The sequence below is a fragment of the Prevotella conceptionensis 9403948 genome (genome assembly GCF_000312305.1).
GTDB lineage: Bacteria > Bacteroidota > Bacteroidia > Bacteroidales > Bacteroidaceae > Prevotella > Prevotella conceptionensis.
This window is the reverse complement of the sequence record NZ_HE999450.1, coordinates 88,437-107,027: the sequence shown is the minus strand read 5'-3', so window position 1 is coordinate 107,027 and position 18,591 is coordinate 88,437. Positions and strand designations below refer to the sequence as shown.

General features: G+C 45.7%; 8 protein-coding genes and 1 pseudogene. 5 read left to right on the top strand and 4 right to left on the bottom strand.

The features are described 5' to 3' along the window. Window positions 1-24: 24 nt before the first annotated feature. A pseudogene (locus tag BN93_RS16980) lies at window positions 25-168 on the bottom strand (transposase); the annotation flags it as partial. 88 nt (window positions 169-256) lie between these two features. Here BN93_RS16980 and BN93_RS12300 point away from each other — a divergent pair. The 5 genes from BN93_RS12300 (at window position 257) to recA (ending at window position 9,336) form a co-directional block, all read left to right on the top strand. Then, window positions 257-4,045: a hypothetical protein gene (locus BN93_RS12300; protein WP_157462837.1), complete on the top strand. Its 3,789-nt coding sequence runs from the start codon at window positions 257-259 to the stop codon at window positions 4,043-4,045. A 612-nt stretch (window positions 4,046-4,657) separates the two neighbouring features. Further along, window positions 4,658-5,872, top strand: coding sequence for a porin (locus BN93_RS12295; RefSeq protein ID WP_019188623.1), 1,215 nt, complete (start codon window positions 4,658-4,660; stop codon window positions 5,870-5,872). A 478-nt stretch (window positions 5,873-6,350) separates the two neighbouring features. Beyond that, entirely contained in the window at window positions 6,351-6,953 is a 603-nt protein-coding gene (locus BN93_RS12290) for a DUF6621 family protein (RefSeq protein WP_019188622.1), read from the top strand. 81 nt (window positions 6,954-7,034) lie between these two features. Further along, window positions 7,035-8,273, top strand: a complete 1,239-nt coding sequence (locus BN93_RS12285) for a saccharopine dehydrogenase family protein (protein ID WP_044260722.1) — start codon at window positions 7,035-7,037, stop codon at window positions 8,271-8,273. 37 nt (window positions 8,274-8,310) lie between these two features. After that, window positions 8,311-9,336: a recombinase RecA gene (gene recA, locus BN93_RS12280; RefSeq protein ID WP_009229180.1), complete on the top strand. Its 1,026-nt coding sequence runs from the start codon at window positions 8,311-8,313 to the stop codon at window positions 9,334-9,336. 618 nt (window positions 9,337-9,954) lie between these two features. On the opposite strand, the gene BN93_RS12270 is transcribed toward recA, so the two are convergent. The 3 genes from BN93_RS12270 to BN93_RS12255 all read right to left on the bottom strand — a co-directional run bounded on the left by BN93_RS12270 (window position 9,955) and on the right by BN93_RS12255 (window position 18,135). Beyond that, a complete protein-coding gene (locus BN93_RS12270) occupies window positions 9,955-10,731 on the bottom strand; it encodes a lipocalin family protein (protein ID WP_019188619.1) in 777 nt (258 codons plus the stop codon). 2,743 nt (window positions 10,732-13,474) lie between these two features. Continuing rightward, a complete protein-coding gene (locus BN93_RS12260) occupies window positions 13,475-17,218 on the bottom strand; it encodes a prealbumin-like fold domain-containing protein (RefSeq protein WP_019188616.1) in 3,744 nt (1,247 codons plus the stop codon). Further along, a complete protein-coding gene (locus tag BN93_RS12255; protein ID WP_019188615.1) occupies window positions 17,215-18,135 on the bottom strand; it encodes a TolB family protein in 921 nt (306 codons plus the stop codon). Before BN93_RS12255 ends, BN93_RS12260 begins: the two co-directional genes overlap by 4 nt. Between the last annotated feature and the right edge of the window lie 456 nt (window positions 18,136-18,591).

Genomic DNA, 18,591 nt, shown 5'->3' with positions numbered 1-18,591 from the left:
TCTTTACCTTTTCCTCATTATGTCCCACAGACAGCCCGTTTTCAACTTGTAGAGAATGCACAGAATGACCTCCAACAGGTCACTTTTTGTAACATAACCGCGTTTTGCCACCGACAAATGTGGCAAGATCTCAAATTTTATTGTATCTTTGTCCAGTACTTCGTACATGAGAGGAGTGTTTATCTTGGTTTTACAGCATAAAGATAATAAACTCCTCTCAATTTGTAGAGATTTTAAAAGTTTAGATGACTTCTATATGGATTTAAGATTATTTTTTTCTTGGCAATCGGATACTGACTCCAAGAAGTTACATCAGACAAAGTTTATTAAGGCATGCATTAAGTCAGCCATTGCAAATGTCAATAGCGAGCTGAAACATGTAAATATTGAATATCAAGAAGGAGTTAAGGGCGTTTCTGGAGCGCCCGATATCGTTCCCGAAATTGAAGATCGTATAAGTAAATGCCATATTTTCATTGGAGATTTGACGTTTATCAATCAAGATCCGATAATAAAGTTTCTAAGAAAAATATTCGGCATCAAATACAAGACTACCTCTAATCCAAATGTTATACGAGAATCTTCTCTATTTATGGCACGTCCTTTTATGAAATATCAAGGGTTTTATGTATTGAATAGTGTCTTTGGCAACCCCGTAGAGGATGAATCTCAGATGTTCTTTGACCAAAGAGGCAAAAGATTCCCATTATCTTTTGCGCTTAAACAATACAATGACAATGTTTCCGCGCTTGTTTATCAGAAAGAGCGAAAGGAGTTTATATCAGCATTAACTGGAGCTATAAAGGAATGTGCCGAACAAGCTATTTTTCATCTTGATGAAGATATTAAGCCATTCCTCACAAGGGAAAGTCATTATGAGATTTCTGGTTTTGAAGGTGGATATATTGTCAATGGGCTTGAGCAGTATTTGCAGCTGATCCGGGGAAATAAAGGTAATCTTCGCATCTGTGGTCTTTCTGGCTTGGGCAAAACAAGAATGGTATTAGAAGCATTTAAGGACACCTCAGTACGATACTTATATTCCTACATAGATTGTCAAGAACATGATGCAGAGGAGATTCTCAAAAAAACAAGCTTTATGTTTAAACACTACAAGGAGATGGTTCTCGTATTTGATAATTGTGACATGGAACTGCATAACAGAATTATCTGTGTAAAGCGTTCGAATCATGGCGCTAATCCGATAATCACTATATATAATGATCCTGATGAAAATAGTACATGTTATTCTACACCTTTGAAAATACAAAAGGATTTCAATGACGTGGTTGAGAAAATACTTGAAAGATTCAAGTCGTTTTACAAGCCAGAGGATAAGGAAAAACTTCTTACATTCGCAGGAGGTATCCCGATGATGGCACAACTGCTAGTTGAAGGCTTAAGAAACGGAGATCCTATTGGAGTAGTAAATGACGCAGCATTGATGAATAAAATACTTGATGCAAACGAAGATTCCGATGCTAGAAAAATAATGCGTACACTTTCTCTTTTTAATTTTATTGGATTTGAAGGAGAATTACACAACGAATTGGAGTTTGTAGCCACGACAAAATGTATCACATCCATTGATAAAGATAACAGGGTATTGGTACAAGACTTTGAACAAGTAATACTAAAATACATAAAAAGAAAGATAATTGAACGAAAAGGAAGACTTATCAGTATAAGACCAACACCGATAGCCTTGTATCTTATCAATGAATGGATAGAACAATGTTCGGATACAAGATTGTTAGCTGTAATCAAAGCTATACAAGAGTCTGACATCGCAAAACCTCTAACAGACTCGTTTGCTGATCAATTTAGATACATGGGGCATAATGAAAAGGCTCGTATAATGCTCGATAAGCTCCTTGATAAGAATGGCCCTTTTGGAAACGTGGAAGTGATTAACACAGACTTGGGTTCACGACTCTTCCGCGCGTTTGTGGAAGTGAATCCAGATGCTGTGGCTGATTGCTTATGGAGCGTAATTGGTAGTTCTAGTATTGATGGTTTAAGATTGATAGACAAAGGGCGTAGAAACTTGGTCTGGTCAATAGAGAAATTGTGTTTTGAACCACGCACTTTCGACAAAGGTGCAGAGATGATGCTGCTTTTGGCCATTGCCGAAAATGAGCATTTCAGCAATAATGCTACCGGACAGTTTATTTCATTGTTTCCATTGTATCTGCCAGCAACTGCAGCAACATTGGGCCAAAGACTTCGGTTCCTTCAAAAACAAGTGCAATATAAGGAAAGGCAGTTAATATTATTGAGTGCCTTAGGCCGTGCTTTAAGAACACGGGATTTTATTTTCTTGCGAGGTTCGGAGGAGAGGGGGACTGAAAAAATGTCAAATTATCAACCAAAAACAAGCGAAGAGATATCTGAGTATATTCATGGATGTTTGGATATGTTAATGGTGCTTGTTGAGGATAACCCTAATTTGTTAGATAGATGCAGTGAAATACTTGAGAGTAATTTGGGCTGCTTATGCGAAGCTGGCTATGGCAATAGCACAATGAATTGCATACATAAAATAGCAGAGCTGAAAAAGCACTCTTGGGATAAAATGCTTGATGCGATTCGTTTTGTTCTATGTCATAAGGCAATAAGACTAACAGACGAACTACGTGCGGATATGGAAGAAATGATATCCCAGCTTAGTAATAATGATTTCTTCTTTAGGTTCTCACAGGTTGAGAAGAAAAATAGATGGGTATCAGATAAGTTTAACTATGAGGAAATAATTGATAGAAACAATAAAGATTATGAAGAGTTGGCAAAAGAAATGGCGTCTGACCATAAACTGTATACTACTGATGTTCTCAAGAAAATATACTCGTTCGATGCTTACCATAGTAATATATTTGGTGGCGTAGTAGCAAACTCTATGGATAAGGATGCTCAGAACGTTTTTATTTGCAACTCTATAGAATCGTTCCAAATGCTGGATAAATACAACTTTTCGATATTTGTTGATTTTATCAGACAAGTTAATGAGGAGGTTTTTGAAACAGCATTTGGAGCAATGGTAGCTTTAGAAAGGAAATCAGTTCTGTTCGCATGTGTGGCGGTAAGAAACTATAATTTTAGCGATCCTTATCCTGAGGCCTTGTATCAGATGGTTAAAGACCAGAAAGCGGAGGTCAGTGAATATGAACACCTTTGGCGAAATATATCATTTGGTAAGTATACTGAGGAGGATATCCTATACCTATTTCAACGTATCGCAAGTCTGCCACAGTCTTTCAATACGCTTGTCCACATAGTAGCTATGATGCTATTATGGGGTGGAGTGAAGGATAATATAAAAAAGTTGCGCAAATTTATCGAGGAAGAAATAACCAAGCGATTGGATGATTTTAGTAAATTGGCAATAGATGATGACTATTGGCATGTCTTAAAGAAAATACTTGAAGATGATGCTAACCCTGCTTTTGCGAGGGAGATTATGCGCAGCATCTTACTTTTTATAGAGCAACCAAATGACATGCATTATAAAGATTATAACATAGAGGATTGTATGGGACTGTTAATAGGCAAGTATTTCAATGAGGTTTGGCATGATTTATCAGAAGCTCTCGTCTGTGACGGAGAAAGGTGTATCCTATATTACAAATTGAAATCAATCCTCGGTTCTATGACAGGTTACAATAATGAGCTTGGCATTTTGTTCCAAACTGATCATAGTGAAGCCTTATTGGCTTGGTGTGCAAAGCACCCTTTAATTGCTCCAGAACGCCTCATGTTGATGGCTCCTCTGTATGGAGAGAACGGATTCTCGGATATTGTGCGTAAGCTTATTGATTTGTACGGAGAACAAGATGCTGTTTTAACTGCATTGTCTTGCAATATGGGCTCATTCAGTTTCGTTGGCTCTATCGTACCACTTTATGAGAAACAACTTAGGTGTATAGAAGGACTATCAAATCATAATTCGGAGAAGGTTAGGACTTGGTCAGTAAAAATGTCAGCCTACTTGAAGAAACAAATAAACGTCGAAAAGAATCGAGATGCAGAAGGAGTTCTAAATCGTTGAGAGATTGAGTAATAATAGTGACAACATCCAAGATGTTTTCTAATCAATACTACTCTAATTGAGGAAACATTCTTGTACCATGCAAATATAATTTGCTGATAATCAGTATAGGATATATTTGAAGAAATGATGCAATAAACAAGCATATAACGCCTCAATAGCCCGCAAAAGCTATTGAGGCATTACATGTTTGCCTGACTTTTACACACCTCACCTACTACTGAAAAGCCCCTTTACATCCCCTAAAACCACGCTGCAAAATCAAAAACACAAACACTCCGCAGTAGCAACAACACCCACTTTTCTCCCCTCATTCTCAAAAAACATCCCATCTATGCACCATACTAGCGCAAACTTTCCTATATTTGCATATTGGTACGTACAATCATCATATACTAACGAATGATGGACGGGTGCGACACAACCATCAAACAATCAGGCTATGGCTACGGCAATCATCCTTTTGCAACTCGTAAGCGTGTTCACGTTCGTCCGCGTTGGCGCCCGAATGAAAGCATAAGCCCCATAAGCACATCAATTAACGAACCCCACAAGTTCACCAACTAACAAACCCAAACACTCATAAACTTTAAATACTCACTAACAAACATCATGAAAGTAAACAATCTACTTGCCGCCATGTCCCTGTTCCTATGCCTGCCCCTAACGGCTCGGGCGCAGGGAAACAACACGGGTATGGGCGGCGAAGACGACGACACACCCTCAATTGCCGAACGGGTGTTGAAGCTAGAAAAGAAAACAGATGCCTTTAACCTCTACCTCAACTTCGCCGCAGCAGCACGCGCCACCGAACATAACGGCACGTGGAAGGGGGCGTTTGTCAACCGACAGTTGCGCTTGGAGATTAAAGGACACGTCACGGATAAGCTCTTCTATCGCCTGAGACAGCACCTTAACAGCGGCTACGAACCACAAGGCGAAGACAATTTTGCCAAGGCCACCGACATGATGATGGTGGGTTACACCTTCAATCCCAAGTGGGAAGTGCAGGCAGGAAAGATAGGACAGATATGGGGAGGCTACGAATACGACGAGAACCCACTCTTTGTATACCAATATTGCGACTTCGTGGCGCACATGGAATGTTTTGTTGCGGGTGCGCAAGTAACATTCAAGCCCGTGCCAACCCAAGAGTTTGGCCTACAAATAACCGACTCGCACAACGGAACGTTCGAGCAAGAGTATGCCAAGGATGCCAAAATGGCTGGTCCCGACCTTGCCAACGACCGCCAACTGCTAACGCCCAGCAACATCCCCCTCACCTATATCGCCAACTGGAACGGCAACTTCTTCAATGACCGCCTACAAACCCGATGGGCATGGGGACTGCAAACGCAGGCCAAGGACAAATATTCGCGCATGCTTAGTCTTGGTCAAAGGCTCAACTTGCCTAAGCTGCAATGGTACATAGACTATTATGGGGCCATTGACGAACTAGACCGCTTGCGCATCGCATCGGGCGAGTTAAATAGCCTTGTAAACAACGAAGAAGGCGTGTTCTTCGGCAACGTGCACTACAACACCCTCGTCAGCGAAGCCAATTGGCAGTTTGCACCGCGATGCAACCTTAAACTTCGGGGCAGTTACGAAACCACGAGCATTCCCCAATACGAGGCGTTAAAAAACTATCGCAAGTATTACAGCTACGTGGCCAGCCTAGAATACTTCCCCGTCAAAGGGCAAAACCTACGCCTTTTCTTGGCTTACATGGGTCAGAAAGTAGACTACAACCACGCTTGCGGCCTGTCCGATTACCACACCAACAAGCTCGAACTGGGCCTGATGTATCGCATCAAATGCTATTAGAGGAGTTAATTTGAGGAGTTAAGGAGTTAAGCCAAATGCCTTGTTGCAGAGTGGTTGCTGTTTTTGAGGAACTATAGAGTTAAGGAGTTAAGCCAAATGCCATGTTGCAGAGTGGTTGCTGTTTTTGAGGAACTATGGAGTTGAGGAGTTAAGCCAAATGCTTTGTGATTAACGGCAGCCTTTCCTGCTCATTGTTAACTTCTCCACATTAAACTTGTTAGCTTGTCAACTTCTTAACTTGTTAACTTGTCAACTAACCGAATTAAGCCAAACATCAGTTAACGAGTTGCCAAGCACACGAGTGTACAAGGAGAACTGCAACTCTGCAACAAGGCATTTGGCTTAACTCCTTAACTCCATAACTCCTTAACTCCTGAAAACAACTCCTCAACTCCTGAAAAACAACTTCACCTCCTCAAACTAAAAATAATCGCCCCACCCTGCCTTTTTTACGCAAGTTCTTGTTATCTTTGCAACAATGGAACAAGCCGTAAAAAACAATTGGAGCGAAAACGTCATCGTAGTTGATGCCGACTACGTAGACAACGTGGCATTCAACCTCATCGTTAACTTCGAACGCATCATCGGCCGGCGCATTCCGCAAGCCGACTTGGCACGCTGGCTCGACTGCATCGCCCTCGATGGAGGCGTGCGCAACGGCGAAAACAGCCTGCAAGTGGTGATGGTTCATAGCAAGGCGAAAACCCAAATGGAGAACTTTGCGCCTGCCAACTTCGCTGATGAGCTAAACGGCAAGGCCTTCAAAGACGGCTTGGGCGAGTTCGCCATCGGCACATACCCCGTGGAAGACTTGGTAAACGCCACCGACTTTTTTCTCGATGTGGTGCAAACAGTCTGTGCCCAGTCCGAAGTTAAGCGCGTGATGGTTGTGCCAAACGCCGAAAACGCCGAACTATACGAGGGCATTCGCCATCAGATGCACCGCCTAGACGACGACAGCAAGCGCGTAACCGTCTTCGCCATGCAGCCCCTCCCAGGCGGAAACTTCCGCCAAGAGATATTGGGTTACTCGCTCATGAACGCCCTCGGCATAAGGAGCGACGAGATAAACGCCCAATAAGTACACGGCGTTAGCACCATACAGCACCCCCGCAACATCTTGCGGCAACACAAACATAGCAAACAGAAACAACAAAACGATATGGGAAAAGTTCTTATGATTGGCGCAGGTGGCGTTGCTACCGTGGCCGCATTTAAAATCGCACAAAACAAAACGCACTTCGGCGAGTTTATGATTGCAAGTCGCCGAAAGGAAAAGTGCGACGAAATAGTGGATGCCATACATGCCAAAGGCTATGATATGGACATCAAGACGGCACAAGTAGACGCCGACGACGTTGAACAACTGAAAACCCTGTTCAACGACTTTAAGCCCGAACTGGTTATCAACCTGGCCCTACCCTACCAAGACCTCACCATCATGGAGGCCTGTTTGGCCTGCGGTTGCAACTATCTAGACACCGCCAACTACGAACCCAAAGACGAGGCACACTTCGAATATTCGTGGCAATGGGCCTACAAGCAACGCTTTGAAGAGGCAGGACTCACCGCCATTCTGGGCTGTGGGTTCGACCCAGGCGTAAGCGGCATCTACACGGCATACGCTGCCAAGCACCATTTCGACGAAATTCACTATCTCGACATTGTCGACTGCAACGCCGGAAACCACCACAAGGCCTTCGCAACCAACTTCAATCCAGAGATTAACATACGCGAGATAACCCAAAAAGGCTTGTACTACAAAGACGGAGAGTGGCTCGAAACCGAACCGCTGGCTGTACATCAGCCCATCACTTACCCCAATATTGGCTCGCGCGAAAGTTACCTGATGCACCACGAAGAGCTTGAAAGTTTGGTAAAGAATTATCCCACCATTCGCCAAGCGCGCTTTTGGATGACCTTCGGACAACAATATCTCACCTATCTCGACGTGATACAAAACCTCGGTATGTCGCGTATCGACGAGATAGAATACGAGGCACCGCTAGCCGATGGTTCGGGTAAGCGTGTCAAAGTGAACATCGTTCCCTTGCAATTCCTTAAAGCCGTGCTGCCCAACCCACAAGACTTGGGCGCCAACTACGACGGCGAAACATCCATCGGCTGCCGTATTCGTGGCGTAAAAGATGGCAAGGAACTTACTTACTACGTATACAACAACTGCAAACACCAAGATGCCTACAAAGAAACGGGCATGCAAGGTGTTAGCTACACCACGGGCGTACCGGCCATGATTGGTGCAATGATGTTCTTCAAGGGCCTCTGGCGCAAGCCAGGCGTATGGAACGTAGAAGAGTTCGACCCCGATCCATTCATGGAACAGCTTAACATACAGGGACTGCCCTGGCACGAAGAGTTCGGTGGCGACCTTGAATTGTAACCCTTAAACCACCCCATCATACCTAAAACAACAACAAATGGCAAAAGAAGAAAGCAAACAACTTTCGCCCGATGAGGCCAAACTCAAAGCCCTGCAAGCGGCGATGAGCAAGATAGAAAAAGACTTTGGCAAAGGCTCGATAATGAAAATGGGCGACGAGCAGATAGAGAATGTAGAGGTAATACCCACGGGCAGCATCGGTCTAGACGTGGCCTTAGGCGTGGGAGGCTATCCCCGCGGCCGCATCATCGAGATTTATGGCCCCGAATCGTCGGGTAAAACCACACTCGCCATCCACGCCATTGCCGAGGCGCAAAAGGCTGGCGGCATTGCCGCCTTTATCGATGCCGAGCACGCCTTCGACCGTTTCTATGCCGAAAAACTTGGTGTAGACGTGGCAAACCTTTGGATTTCGCAACCCGACAACGGCGAACAGGCTCTCGAAATAGCCGACCAGCTTATCCGTTCGTCGGCCATCGACATCCTTGTTGTCGACTCTGTGGCGGCACTTACGCCCAAAAAGGAGATTGAAGGCGACATGGGCGACAACAATGTGGGCCTGCAAGCACGACTGATGAGCCAAGCCTTGCGCAAGCTAACGTCTACCATCAGCAAAACCAACACCACGTGTATCTTCATCAACCAGTTGCGCGAGAAAATCGGCGTGATGTTCGGCAACCCCGAAACAACCACTGGCGGCAACGCATTGAAGTTCTACGCCAGTGTTCGTTTAGACATTCGTAAAGTAACCAGCATTAAAGATGGCGACAACATCGTGGGCAACCAAGTGCGCGTAAAAGTGGTGAAGAACAAGGTTGCACCGCCTTTCCGCAAAACCGAATTCGAAATTACTTTCGGCGAAGGCATATCTAAGGTGGGCGAAATTCTCGACCTTGGCGTTGAATACGAAATCATTAAGAAGAGCGGTTCATGGTTCTCGTACAACGAGGCCAAGCTAGGTCAAGGCCGCGATGCCACCAAAAACCTGCTCAAAGACAACCCCGAACTGTGCGAAGAGCTGGAAGCAAAAATCATGCAAGCCATTAAAGATAAGCAAGACTAGGATTAACCCCCTATCCTTGCGCGCCCCGATGGCACAAAAAACATCAAAGCGGAACGGACATCAGCCCGTTCCGCTTTTTATTTTTCCCTTTGCCCACACCCTAGATGGATGCTGTCGCCACCAAACGCAAACATGCTTTTATCCCCAATTGGCCGTTGCCTTTACCTTAAATTGGCCGCTAAAACCTGTGCAGGCTTTGTGTCTTGCAGGGCATCTTGTCTGTCTCCTTCAAGGTATGGCGAACAACGTCAAGATAATAAAACAAGCAAGATGCCGACAACCAAACGAAAGGTGGACTGGAAACAAAGGAAACAACCTAAAATAATTGGTAAGCAGTATAACCACCAAATGGGGTTTAAACGTGTGCCAGGGCGCAGAACGGCTTTGCCCATACGGCACACAACACCCTTTATCCTTAAAACAGCAGGCCGACACGGCCACCAAAAACATTCCCCCTCGCTACGGCTGCTGCCATAGCCCGTCTGCGTACCCTTATCGCTTACCCCATGCAAGGTCCGAACAGGGCGCACATCTTCAATAAACAGCTAAAAGGCGAACCCCACACCATCGTGCGGTCCGCCTTTTGTCAATCTAGGCCGTGGCCCAACAACAGTCGTCTCACCTAACTTTATTAAAGTACAGTGTCATCAGCCCATTTTGGGTATTCACTCTGTAAATCAACGTTTGGTTGTTGTTTTCGAAATTCATGTCGAACGTAACGTGTTCTCCACTATCGCTAACGCCAGAATATCTCCCCCCTTCATTCTTCCAGGTAAAGTTCGTTGTTGTCTTAACGCACCTGCCGTTCTCTGGGTAATCCAAATATATGGTAAGCCCCAGCACACTGGCCACAACAGAGCCAGACAAACATTCATTAGGTTTCACAAACACCGTGGTGCTGCCCACGCTTGCCTTAGTTAACCGCCAATAGCCTACAAGCGGATCTAGGTAACCATAGTCAACTCCCTTTTTATGCAGCACTTGTATCTCGTCTCCGTATAAGCCGTTCTTCCAGCTAAATATTAGTTCCTTGCCTATCATGCGATAGTTAATGGAGGTTCTCTTGCCCCTATCGGTAGGCGAGTCTGCAGCAACTATCATATCAAACACGCCATTGTTGGCGGTATATTCGTAATATGTGGACTTAAGCTTGCAAGTACCATCCCTGCCATCATACCAATCGAAATGTATTCTGTTTCCGGATATGCGCCATACAGATTTTTGGGAACATTGGTTGGGGGGAAACCACCTATATCCCTTGTTACTGCTATTGTTATTTCCCACGTAAATATACCAGTCGCCGTCTAACGAGGTGCTACCCTCATTATCGTCTTTACTGCAAGACGAAGCAAGCAACGCCAAAACAGCAAATGCCAAATAAATAAACTTTTTCATAAGATTTCCATTTTTTGAAACATAATTAATCCTTTCAAAGATAGCTATTTGTTTGTTTCCCTCCAAAGTTACGCCGCGATTTTCTCTTATTTTAACTACTGTGGTTCAGTCGTAACCCCATCTAGCCAGAAGTCACCAAAACCCAAGACACCACACCTGTTGTACCCCAATACGGCAAAGTCCAAACCACGATAAGAGATACTGTCGCCCTACACTTCCCCCATTGTGTCAACACAAAACAAAACGTCTTCTAGCACAAAGCCAACGCTTAAGAAATCTAAACCACAGAGAAAACAGGCAAGTTTACGACATTGAAAGCCACCCACGCGTCGACGTGAACACACCATCATTCCCCGATGAGGTTCTGTGCGCCCCACTTGCTCTACACATCAGCTCCCCACCTAGGGAACATGGCAACAACACAATCCAACAACCCACGAACAAACTAAGCGTACCCGAACCTGCCAACTTGAGACACAACTTACATAACCCCAACTTACAACGATTTAAAGGAACACTTATCAAATTACGGCCTCAGAAAAACGTATTGTATCGTTTGTTGTCCTTGCGATGCAAGACCAAGACAAACATCCCGCTCATGTACGAATGTAGCGGAGAAAGATACGATTAAGTCCAAAATCCACTCCCATTTGCCTGAGGCAAAACGTGGTTACGGGTTGAAAAGGAATAAACCCCAAAAAGGGACAAAGAGGAATGCCGAGGTTAAAGAGTTAAGTGCAATGACTTGCATGGGGTGCCCAACAATCCTTATCAACTCACAAACTCGTAAATTCATCAACAAGAAAAATCGCCAACTCATCAAATCAAAAACGTACGAACCAACACGCCCATCGACTCGTCAGCTCGTCAACTTGCCAACCCGTCAACTTGAAGCCATGTCAATTTTTCAGCATGGTTTTTAACACCAAGACTACCCTTTTTGTCCACCAATCGCCAACCTTGCCGCAAAAAATCAATTCTCGCGAAAGTAGTTTTTGATGCAAAAAGGGGGTGGTTGTAAATGCCGGCAAAATGAATTTTTATTTAAGCAAGCCGCCGTTTGCACCACATTTGGGCCCATTTGTAGCTAAATGCACTGCGTTTTGCTACTAAACGCAATGCAATATGCCGCTAAACGCAGTGCGTTTTGGTGCTAAACGCAGGCCATTTTGGTACTAAACGCAAGCCATTTTGGTGCTAAATGCAGTGCAAAATGCTGCTAAATACGAGACAACAAGCATAAATATACACCACAATAGTATAAACAAAACCTTTTAGAGCCGTGAAACACATGCCTGAAAAGGGCAAAATAGTGGACAAAAAGTGGGATTTTAGGGGCTAAAAGCGGGAAATTGGGGTGATAAAATAATGAGCTGGAAACCAAACTAGAAAGGCTAAATGGTACAAAATGCAGGTCTTCTTCTTAAAAACAGACAAGATAGGAGAGGTGAAAGACTATAAGAAGTGCCCATTTATAGTCAAACAGAATTGCTGTTGGAAAATAGTTGTTAGAAGAATGCAAGGTGTGCGTAGCATGGCATCAATAAACCTTCACGCAAAAGAAAAGGAGCACATTTTGTTTGATTACGATGCACCTATGACTTTCCAAATCCATTTCTGTTTGACTATAAAAATCTAGAACACGGGTGCACCATGCGCAGAACAAAGCCAATGAAATGTAAAATATTTGCACCGTATTTTAACATCATGAGTGCCATCGGTGCGAAATTTCCAGACACAGGGCGAATTTACGCGCGTATTTCAGAAGTTTATAACACACTGATTTACTGGCATTTATCTATAAAAGCGCAAGAATATACTTTCTTTTAACGTTTTATCAGGGCTTTCAGCATATTTATACGCACGGCTAAAAGTCATCAAGTGGCTTTTAGCCGATAAAAGATAAATAACTTATTAGCAAGCAGTTATAATTTATTTGCATGTTGCTTGGGAGCTATTTGCTGCTAAATGTGCTGCATTTTGGTGCTAAATGCAATGCGTTTTGATGCTAAATGCAATGCGTTTTGGTGCTAAATGCAATGCGTTTTGGTGCAAAACACATTACAACCACAAATGTTTCAACCGAATTTTCATGTTGTTTCGAACCCAAATTTGGGACAATTTTTCTTCAAAGAGAAATGCAAAAGCATAGTAAATAGCAAGAATCGGGGTGAATAAGTGCGCTATGTCAGCTACACTTTTCTCCTCTTTAGCGCATTTTTATATGTTTTGGCAGGTTTGTTTGTCTAGAAGTGGCAGCCACAAAAATATGTTTTGTAAAACATATTTACCATTTTAACCCTAATCGGCCGTTAGAGCTTGTGCAGATTTTGTGTATTGTTGAGCATATTGTCTGACTTATTATTGAAGACGAAGCGGGCTACGTCAAGAGAATAAGACAGGCAAGATGCCGACAAGCAAACGAAAGATGAACAGGAAGCGATGGAAACAACATAAAAATAATAGGTAAGCGGTCTAACGACCGATTGGGTTTAACCATTCACCGATTGGCTTTAAGCCACAAAAAAGCCCACCCCATGCTACCCTCGAAAGGGGGCTGGGGTGGGACAATGATAAATTTCAAGACGGTATTTATAACGCTTATAGGCGATATTAATTACACTTCTAGACCATATTAATTACATTTCTAGGCGATATTAATTATGACTTCGAGACGATATTAATTACACTTCTAGGCGATATTAATTACGCTTACAGGCATTAATAATAACGTTTCAAGTCGCTATTTACGAATAACTTTCTCGGTTTTCTTGCTACCATCGGCATACGTAGTAACAACGATGTTCACGCCCTCGAAAGGTTGTGCCGACTGCAAACCAGCTGCATTGTAATAGCGGATGCTAACCACGCGCTTGCCTGCGGCGGGTTGTTCAATAGCTGTTGTGGGCTGTCGTTTCACCGTTAAGGAGCGTTTGGCAGGCGTAAGCGTTTGGTTATGCTCGGTGGGGATACTCAAAATGTAAACCTCCTTACCTGCACATACCAAGTTTCCTGCGGGATCGAAGGCCATTTGGTACACCTCTGTACCTATTCCCTCGTAGCTATACTTCTTGGTAAGCGTGGGCGTTGAGCCGTTCCATGCAACGTTGAAGAACTGCAATGCCAAGCTGCCATCGCATATAACGAGGGTCTTTCCATCGTCGCTAACGGCAAATCCCGACCTACGCGACCCATTGAGATTCTCTACCCAATCGGCATTGCCAGAGTTAAAGGTTACTTTTCCGTCCTTATCTACGTACATCAGCGAAGGCACACCCTTGGTGTTGTTGCCTGCTCCGCGATATTGCACCACCCAAAGTCCACCATCAGGACCAGCTGCCAGGTTGTCGTCGGCATTGATAAGCCCACTAACTTTAAGCGTCAGGCTAGGTGCCCTGTTCCACGATGTAAGTACAGAGCCATCTGGTTGCCCAATGTTGTACACGCCAATGGCCGCCTTCATGTCTTCTAAGCAAACGTATAGCTTGGCATTGCTGCCGCTACCCGTAGGCAAAACCATCGAGGCCGACGAGCCAACGCTTTGTCCATCGTTGGTGATTAGTCCGTCTTCATCAGGCTGACCAACGAAGAACTGCTCGAACTTGCCGTCCATCTGAGCAGGGTTAGCAATAAACACACCCGGATTTTCGTCGCTAAACTCGGCAATATAGAGTTTACCTGTTGCGTCAACACTCATTCTGTAATTCCCCATCAGCTTTTGTCCGCCCTTATACGGAGCTGCATTGGTGCGCGCGCCGTTGGCATCGCACACGTAAACGCCCGTCACGTCAAGTTGTTTCTTATTGGCTTCGCCCACATACATGCGGCCAAAGAAGTCGCTCTCGGTGCTCTTGTCGATGGCCACTGTTGCACGATTGTAGACTGTGGAAGCCACTTCGGGGTTGATGCGGTTGATGCTTGCGATACGATTTCCCGTTAGACTCACGGCCCAATTCAGTTCTTGTTGCAATTGGCCAGGCAATTGGTCGGTGGCAAAGTCAAAGCTATTGCGGCCTGCTTTCACGCCAGTGAGTGGCAGTTCGCCCACGGCAGCGTTTGTTTTGGCATCAGTAAACACCAGTTTAGCGGCTGTGGGTTCGTCGTTGGCATCAAACGAGAAGGTGTAACGTTCGCCGGCCTGTGCCAAACGCAGGTTGTAGGCATACACACCTTTCACTGCGGGCTGGGCAACACCCTTGGTGGTAAAGTTTGTCAGCACGCTGTCGGTAATGAGCGTAAGGGTGATGTCGGCATCCTTCACCGTGGCCGCAGCTGCCATAAAGCCCACCTTTTCTAGTGGCGTGGCAAGGTCTAGCGTGGTTGCCTTTATCAATTGGGCCTTTGCCAGGCCTTCGCTCACGTCGAACAAGCGCAGTCCGGCCACCTTTGCATCTTTGAGATAAGGCGTGGCCAAGAGGGTATGCTTGGCGTATTTAAAGAAAACGGCACCCGATGCAGCAGCCACTTCGCCCTCGTTGCCCAATATGTCGGCAGGCAAACGGCCAAGTATCTCGCTGTCTACATTAGATGTTGTTGCGGGCTTAAACTCCATCGGCGAGGTTACGCTGCCGTCTACCATCCACTGATCGTCGGCAAAGGGCGATGCGCACAGCTTGTAATCGTTGCCCAATTTCACCTCGGTGAAGTTGCTGCTGGCGTTGATGGTTTTCTCGGTAAAGAGCGAAGAGGTGATGGTGTTGTTCTCAACATAGAGCACTAAGTTTCTCACCCCCTTGGCAACACCATTGGCATTGGTTCCGCCAACAATCACTTTGCAGCTCTTGGCAGCACCGCTTACGGCCACCGTCTTGCCCATATCGGCGTTAAGGAAGTTGGCCGAGCTTTGCGTTGTGAGCCACTCAATGGGGTTGGCATCCATGTCTTGCCACTTAAAGATGCGCAACGTGCCACGCTTGTAACCTTTGTCCGTTTCCACTTCTCCATCGTTAAACTGGCATTCCACGCTGTTTACGCCCACCAATTGTCCGTCGGCAGTAAAGGCGATGTCGTTCAAACGGCTGTGGAAACCCTTGTTATCGGTTTCGGCAGGCGGCAGTCCGTTGGTGCTCAACTGCTTTTCTACCTTCCTCGTGGCGTTGTTCACCAAGTAAAGCTGTGGCGTTCCGTTGTCGTTGGTCAATATAACCGTCTTGCCTTCGCGCGTGATGGCACGCTTAACTTCGCCCTTAATGGCCAGTGTAACGGGCTCTTCCGCCTTCATGTTCATAGCCTCTGGCATGGTTAAGTAGGCCGGTTGCACGGGGTCGGGATAATTAACGTAAGTGTCGGCAGGCGGTTCGTAGCCCTCAACTTCAAGGTATAGCTTGGTGTAAGTCGTTTGATTTGCCTTTACTACCAGCTTTTCCATGCTCTGTGCCACGAGTTTTTGATACTCGGTAGAAGTGGCATCGGCAGTGAAATGGCCTTGTTCTTTATAGCCTTTAAGGGCGGCTCGCACGGTGTATTCGCCTGGTTCGAGGTCTTCGAACACAAAGATACCGTTGTAAAGCGTGTCTACCTGATAGGTTTTCACCGCCTTATCGCCCTTAAAGAGCGTTACGGTGGCTCCGTTCAGGGGCAGCCATTGGTCGTTGGTACGCGGCGCATAGTGGAAAACGGGGTTAACGATACGCTCGTGAAGGTCTTTCACCGTACCCATAATGTAGCCCGTTTTTTCGGCCGGGAGGTTAAAGATGTCGGCCAATCCGCGCGACATCCTGATGGCATCCTGCTTGCAATAGTCGGGGTTTAAGGCGCGATGCCGAGCAGGTTGGTAGGTATGGAAATAGCCTTCGATAAGAAAACCAGGCACACCATGTTTCAAAACGCCCAAATAACCTTCGTAATCGCCATGCGTTCCGTGACGAACGGACGAGCTATGATAAAACGAGATGTCGCCCCGAACGTTCATGTTCGTTCGGCTGTAATAGCTTTGCGGGTCCAGTTCGTCCATGTAATGGGGTTCCCACATCTTTATGGCCATGTCTCTGCTACCTGGTACTAGGTCGCCATCCTTATCGTCTTTGCCACGATAAAGAATAAGTGGATAGTTGGTGTTTCCCCCATCGGTGGCGGCATTAGAGTGTACCGAGATAAAGAAATCCATGTTGTTGGCATCCACCTCTTCGCAAATCTCCGACAATGGTCGGTCGTATTTATCGTTCTCTGGGTCACCAGTAACATAGGGATATGGTCCGTTGTCTGTTCGCGAAAGCATGATGTTATCGCGTTTAACGCCCATCTTCACCAGCTTGTCTACCATAGGGAGGGTTCGCATCAGCACGGTAGACGACTCGTAGAAGCCCTTCTTATCTGGCCTGCCTGTTTCTGGCAGGTTGGGATAAGGTATGGTAGGCATCGGACGGTCGTTAGGCCCGTAGCATCCATGCCCAGGATTGAGGTAGATACGCAGCTTACTTGCGTCTTTTGTCTGTGCTTGCGCAAGGGCAGTAAAGGCCATTGCTATAAAAAGTAATATCTTCTTCATGGCTGTTGGCTTTTAGTTACGTTGATGATATATGCCTTTCCCTCGGGCGTTGAGAATGCAATCTTGCCCGTCTGAGCCGAAACTTTGGGGTACATCGCTATGAGCGAGTCGGGCGTAAGCGTCTGTTTGTCGCCTTTGAGGTTGGTGGCCACGATACGCGATGCGTAAACAAACTCGCCATCGTCTTGGTCGTACATGCCTACCACCGTGGAATCGTCCCACCATTGGGGTGCGCGCATCATGCCAAGCGGCTTTACATGGCTGCCATCGAGGTTGCAAACAAATGCTCCTTCGGCCCCCACATAATACAAAATTTTGGTTCCGTCGGGCGAAAGCGATGGCCACAGATAGCTTTTATCCTTGCCATTGGGCGAGAGATTGCTGGTTTTGCCATTGCGCGAAATCATCAGTTGCCTGTTGTTGATGCTTAACACCACGGCATTCTTGGCCGAAACCTTGCCCTCGAACCCCTTGGCAGCCACCTGTCCACGCGTAACGGGCAGGGCAGCCTGATTGTTTAGGGCCACCCCTTGCAAACTTCTCGTGGGGGCAACCAGTTCTTTATGCTGTCCCGATTCTAGGTTAATGCTACGCAACGACACCATTCGGAGATGTCCAGACGTGAACGAATTTTCTCGATACACCACGCGTTTGCCGTCGGGCGACACACGTGCATCGTAGCCGGCACCTGCTGCCTGCGTAATGTTTTGGGCTTTCCCTGTGTTCAGGTCTAGCTTAGTAAGTCCGCTGTTGTTGTCGGTTGTGAGCAAAAGGAAATCTCCTTGCCCACTGATTGCCACCACCTTGCTCCCCACATCCGACGGAAGTTCCACAGGAACAAGGCTTGCGACGTTGAAAACTTGCGCCCAACAGCCAACAGTAAGTGCTGCGGCGAAGGCTAATGCTACTTTCCTCATACGAAAGTTGTTTTTAGGTTAAAATAATAATGTTAGGTTCTTAGATAGCAAGTTCGTGCGTTATTGAGTTGGCGAGTTAGCTAGTATGTGGGTTGAATGCGAGAAACCACAAAACTCAAAGTCGCCAATAAAACACGAACACGCATAATTTAGGCTTTCGTAGGCCGCACGCTTACGGCCGAAAGATGGTCTTTTACGATGGCGTGTGTAAGGCGATATGCCTTAGGTTTGCCAGGGTTGGCAAATTATCCTTAGATGTTTTCACTCGCTTTCACAACACTCCAACGCCACTAACTCGCCCATTTGCTCATGCGCTTGGGCGTGCTTGGCCAGTAAAAACAAATCAAAAAAACAAGTTTCTTACAGTTTTGTGTTGCGCTGTTCTTCTTTGTTTTTCGCCTAATGCGCAGTTTCTCTCTTCTCAAAATGTCCGATTTCCATATAAAATAGCCCAAT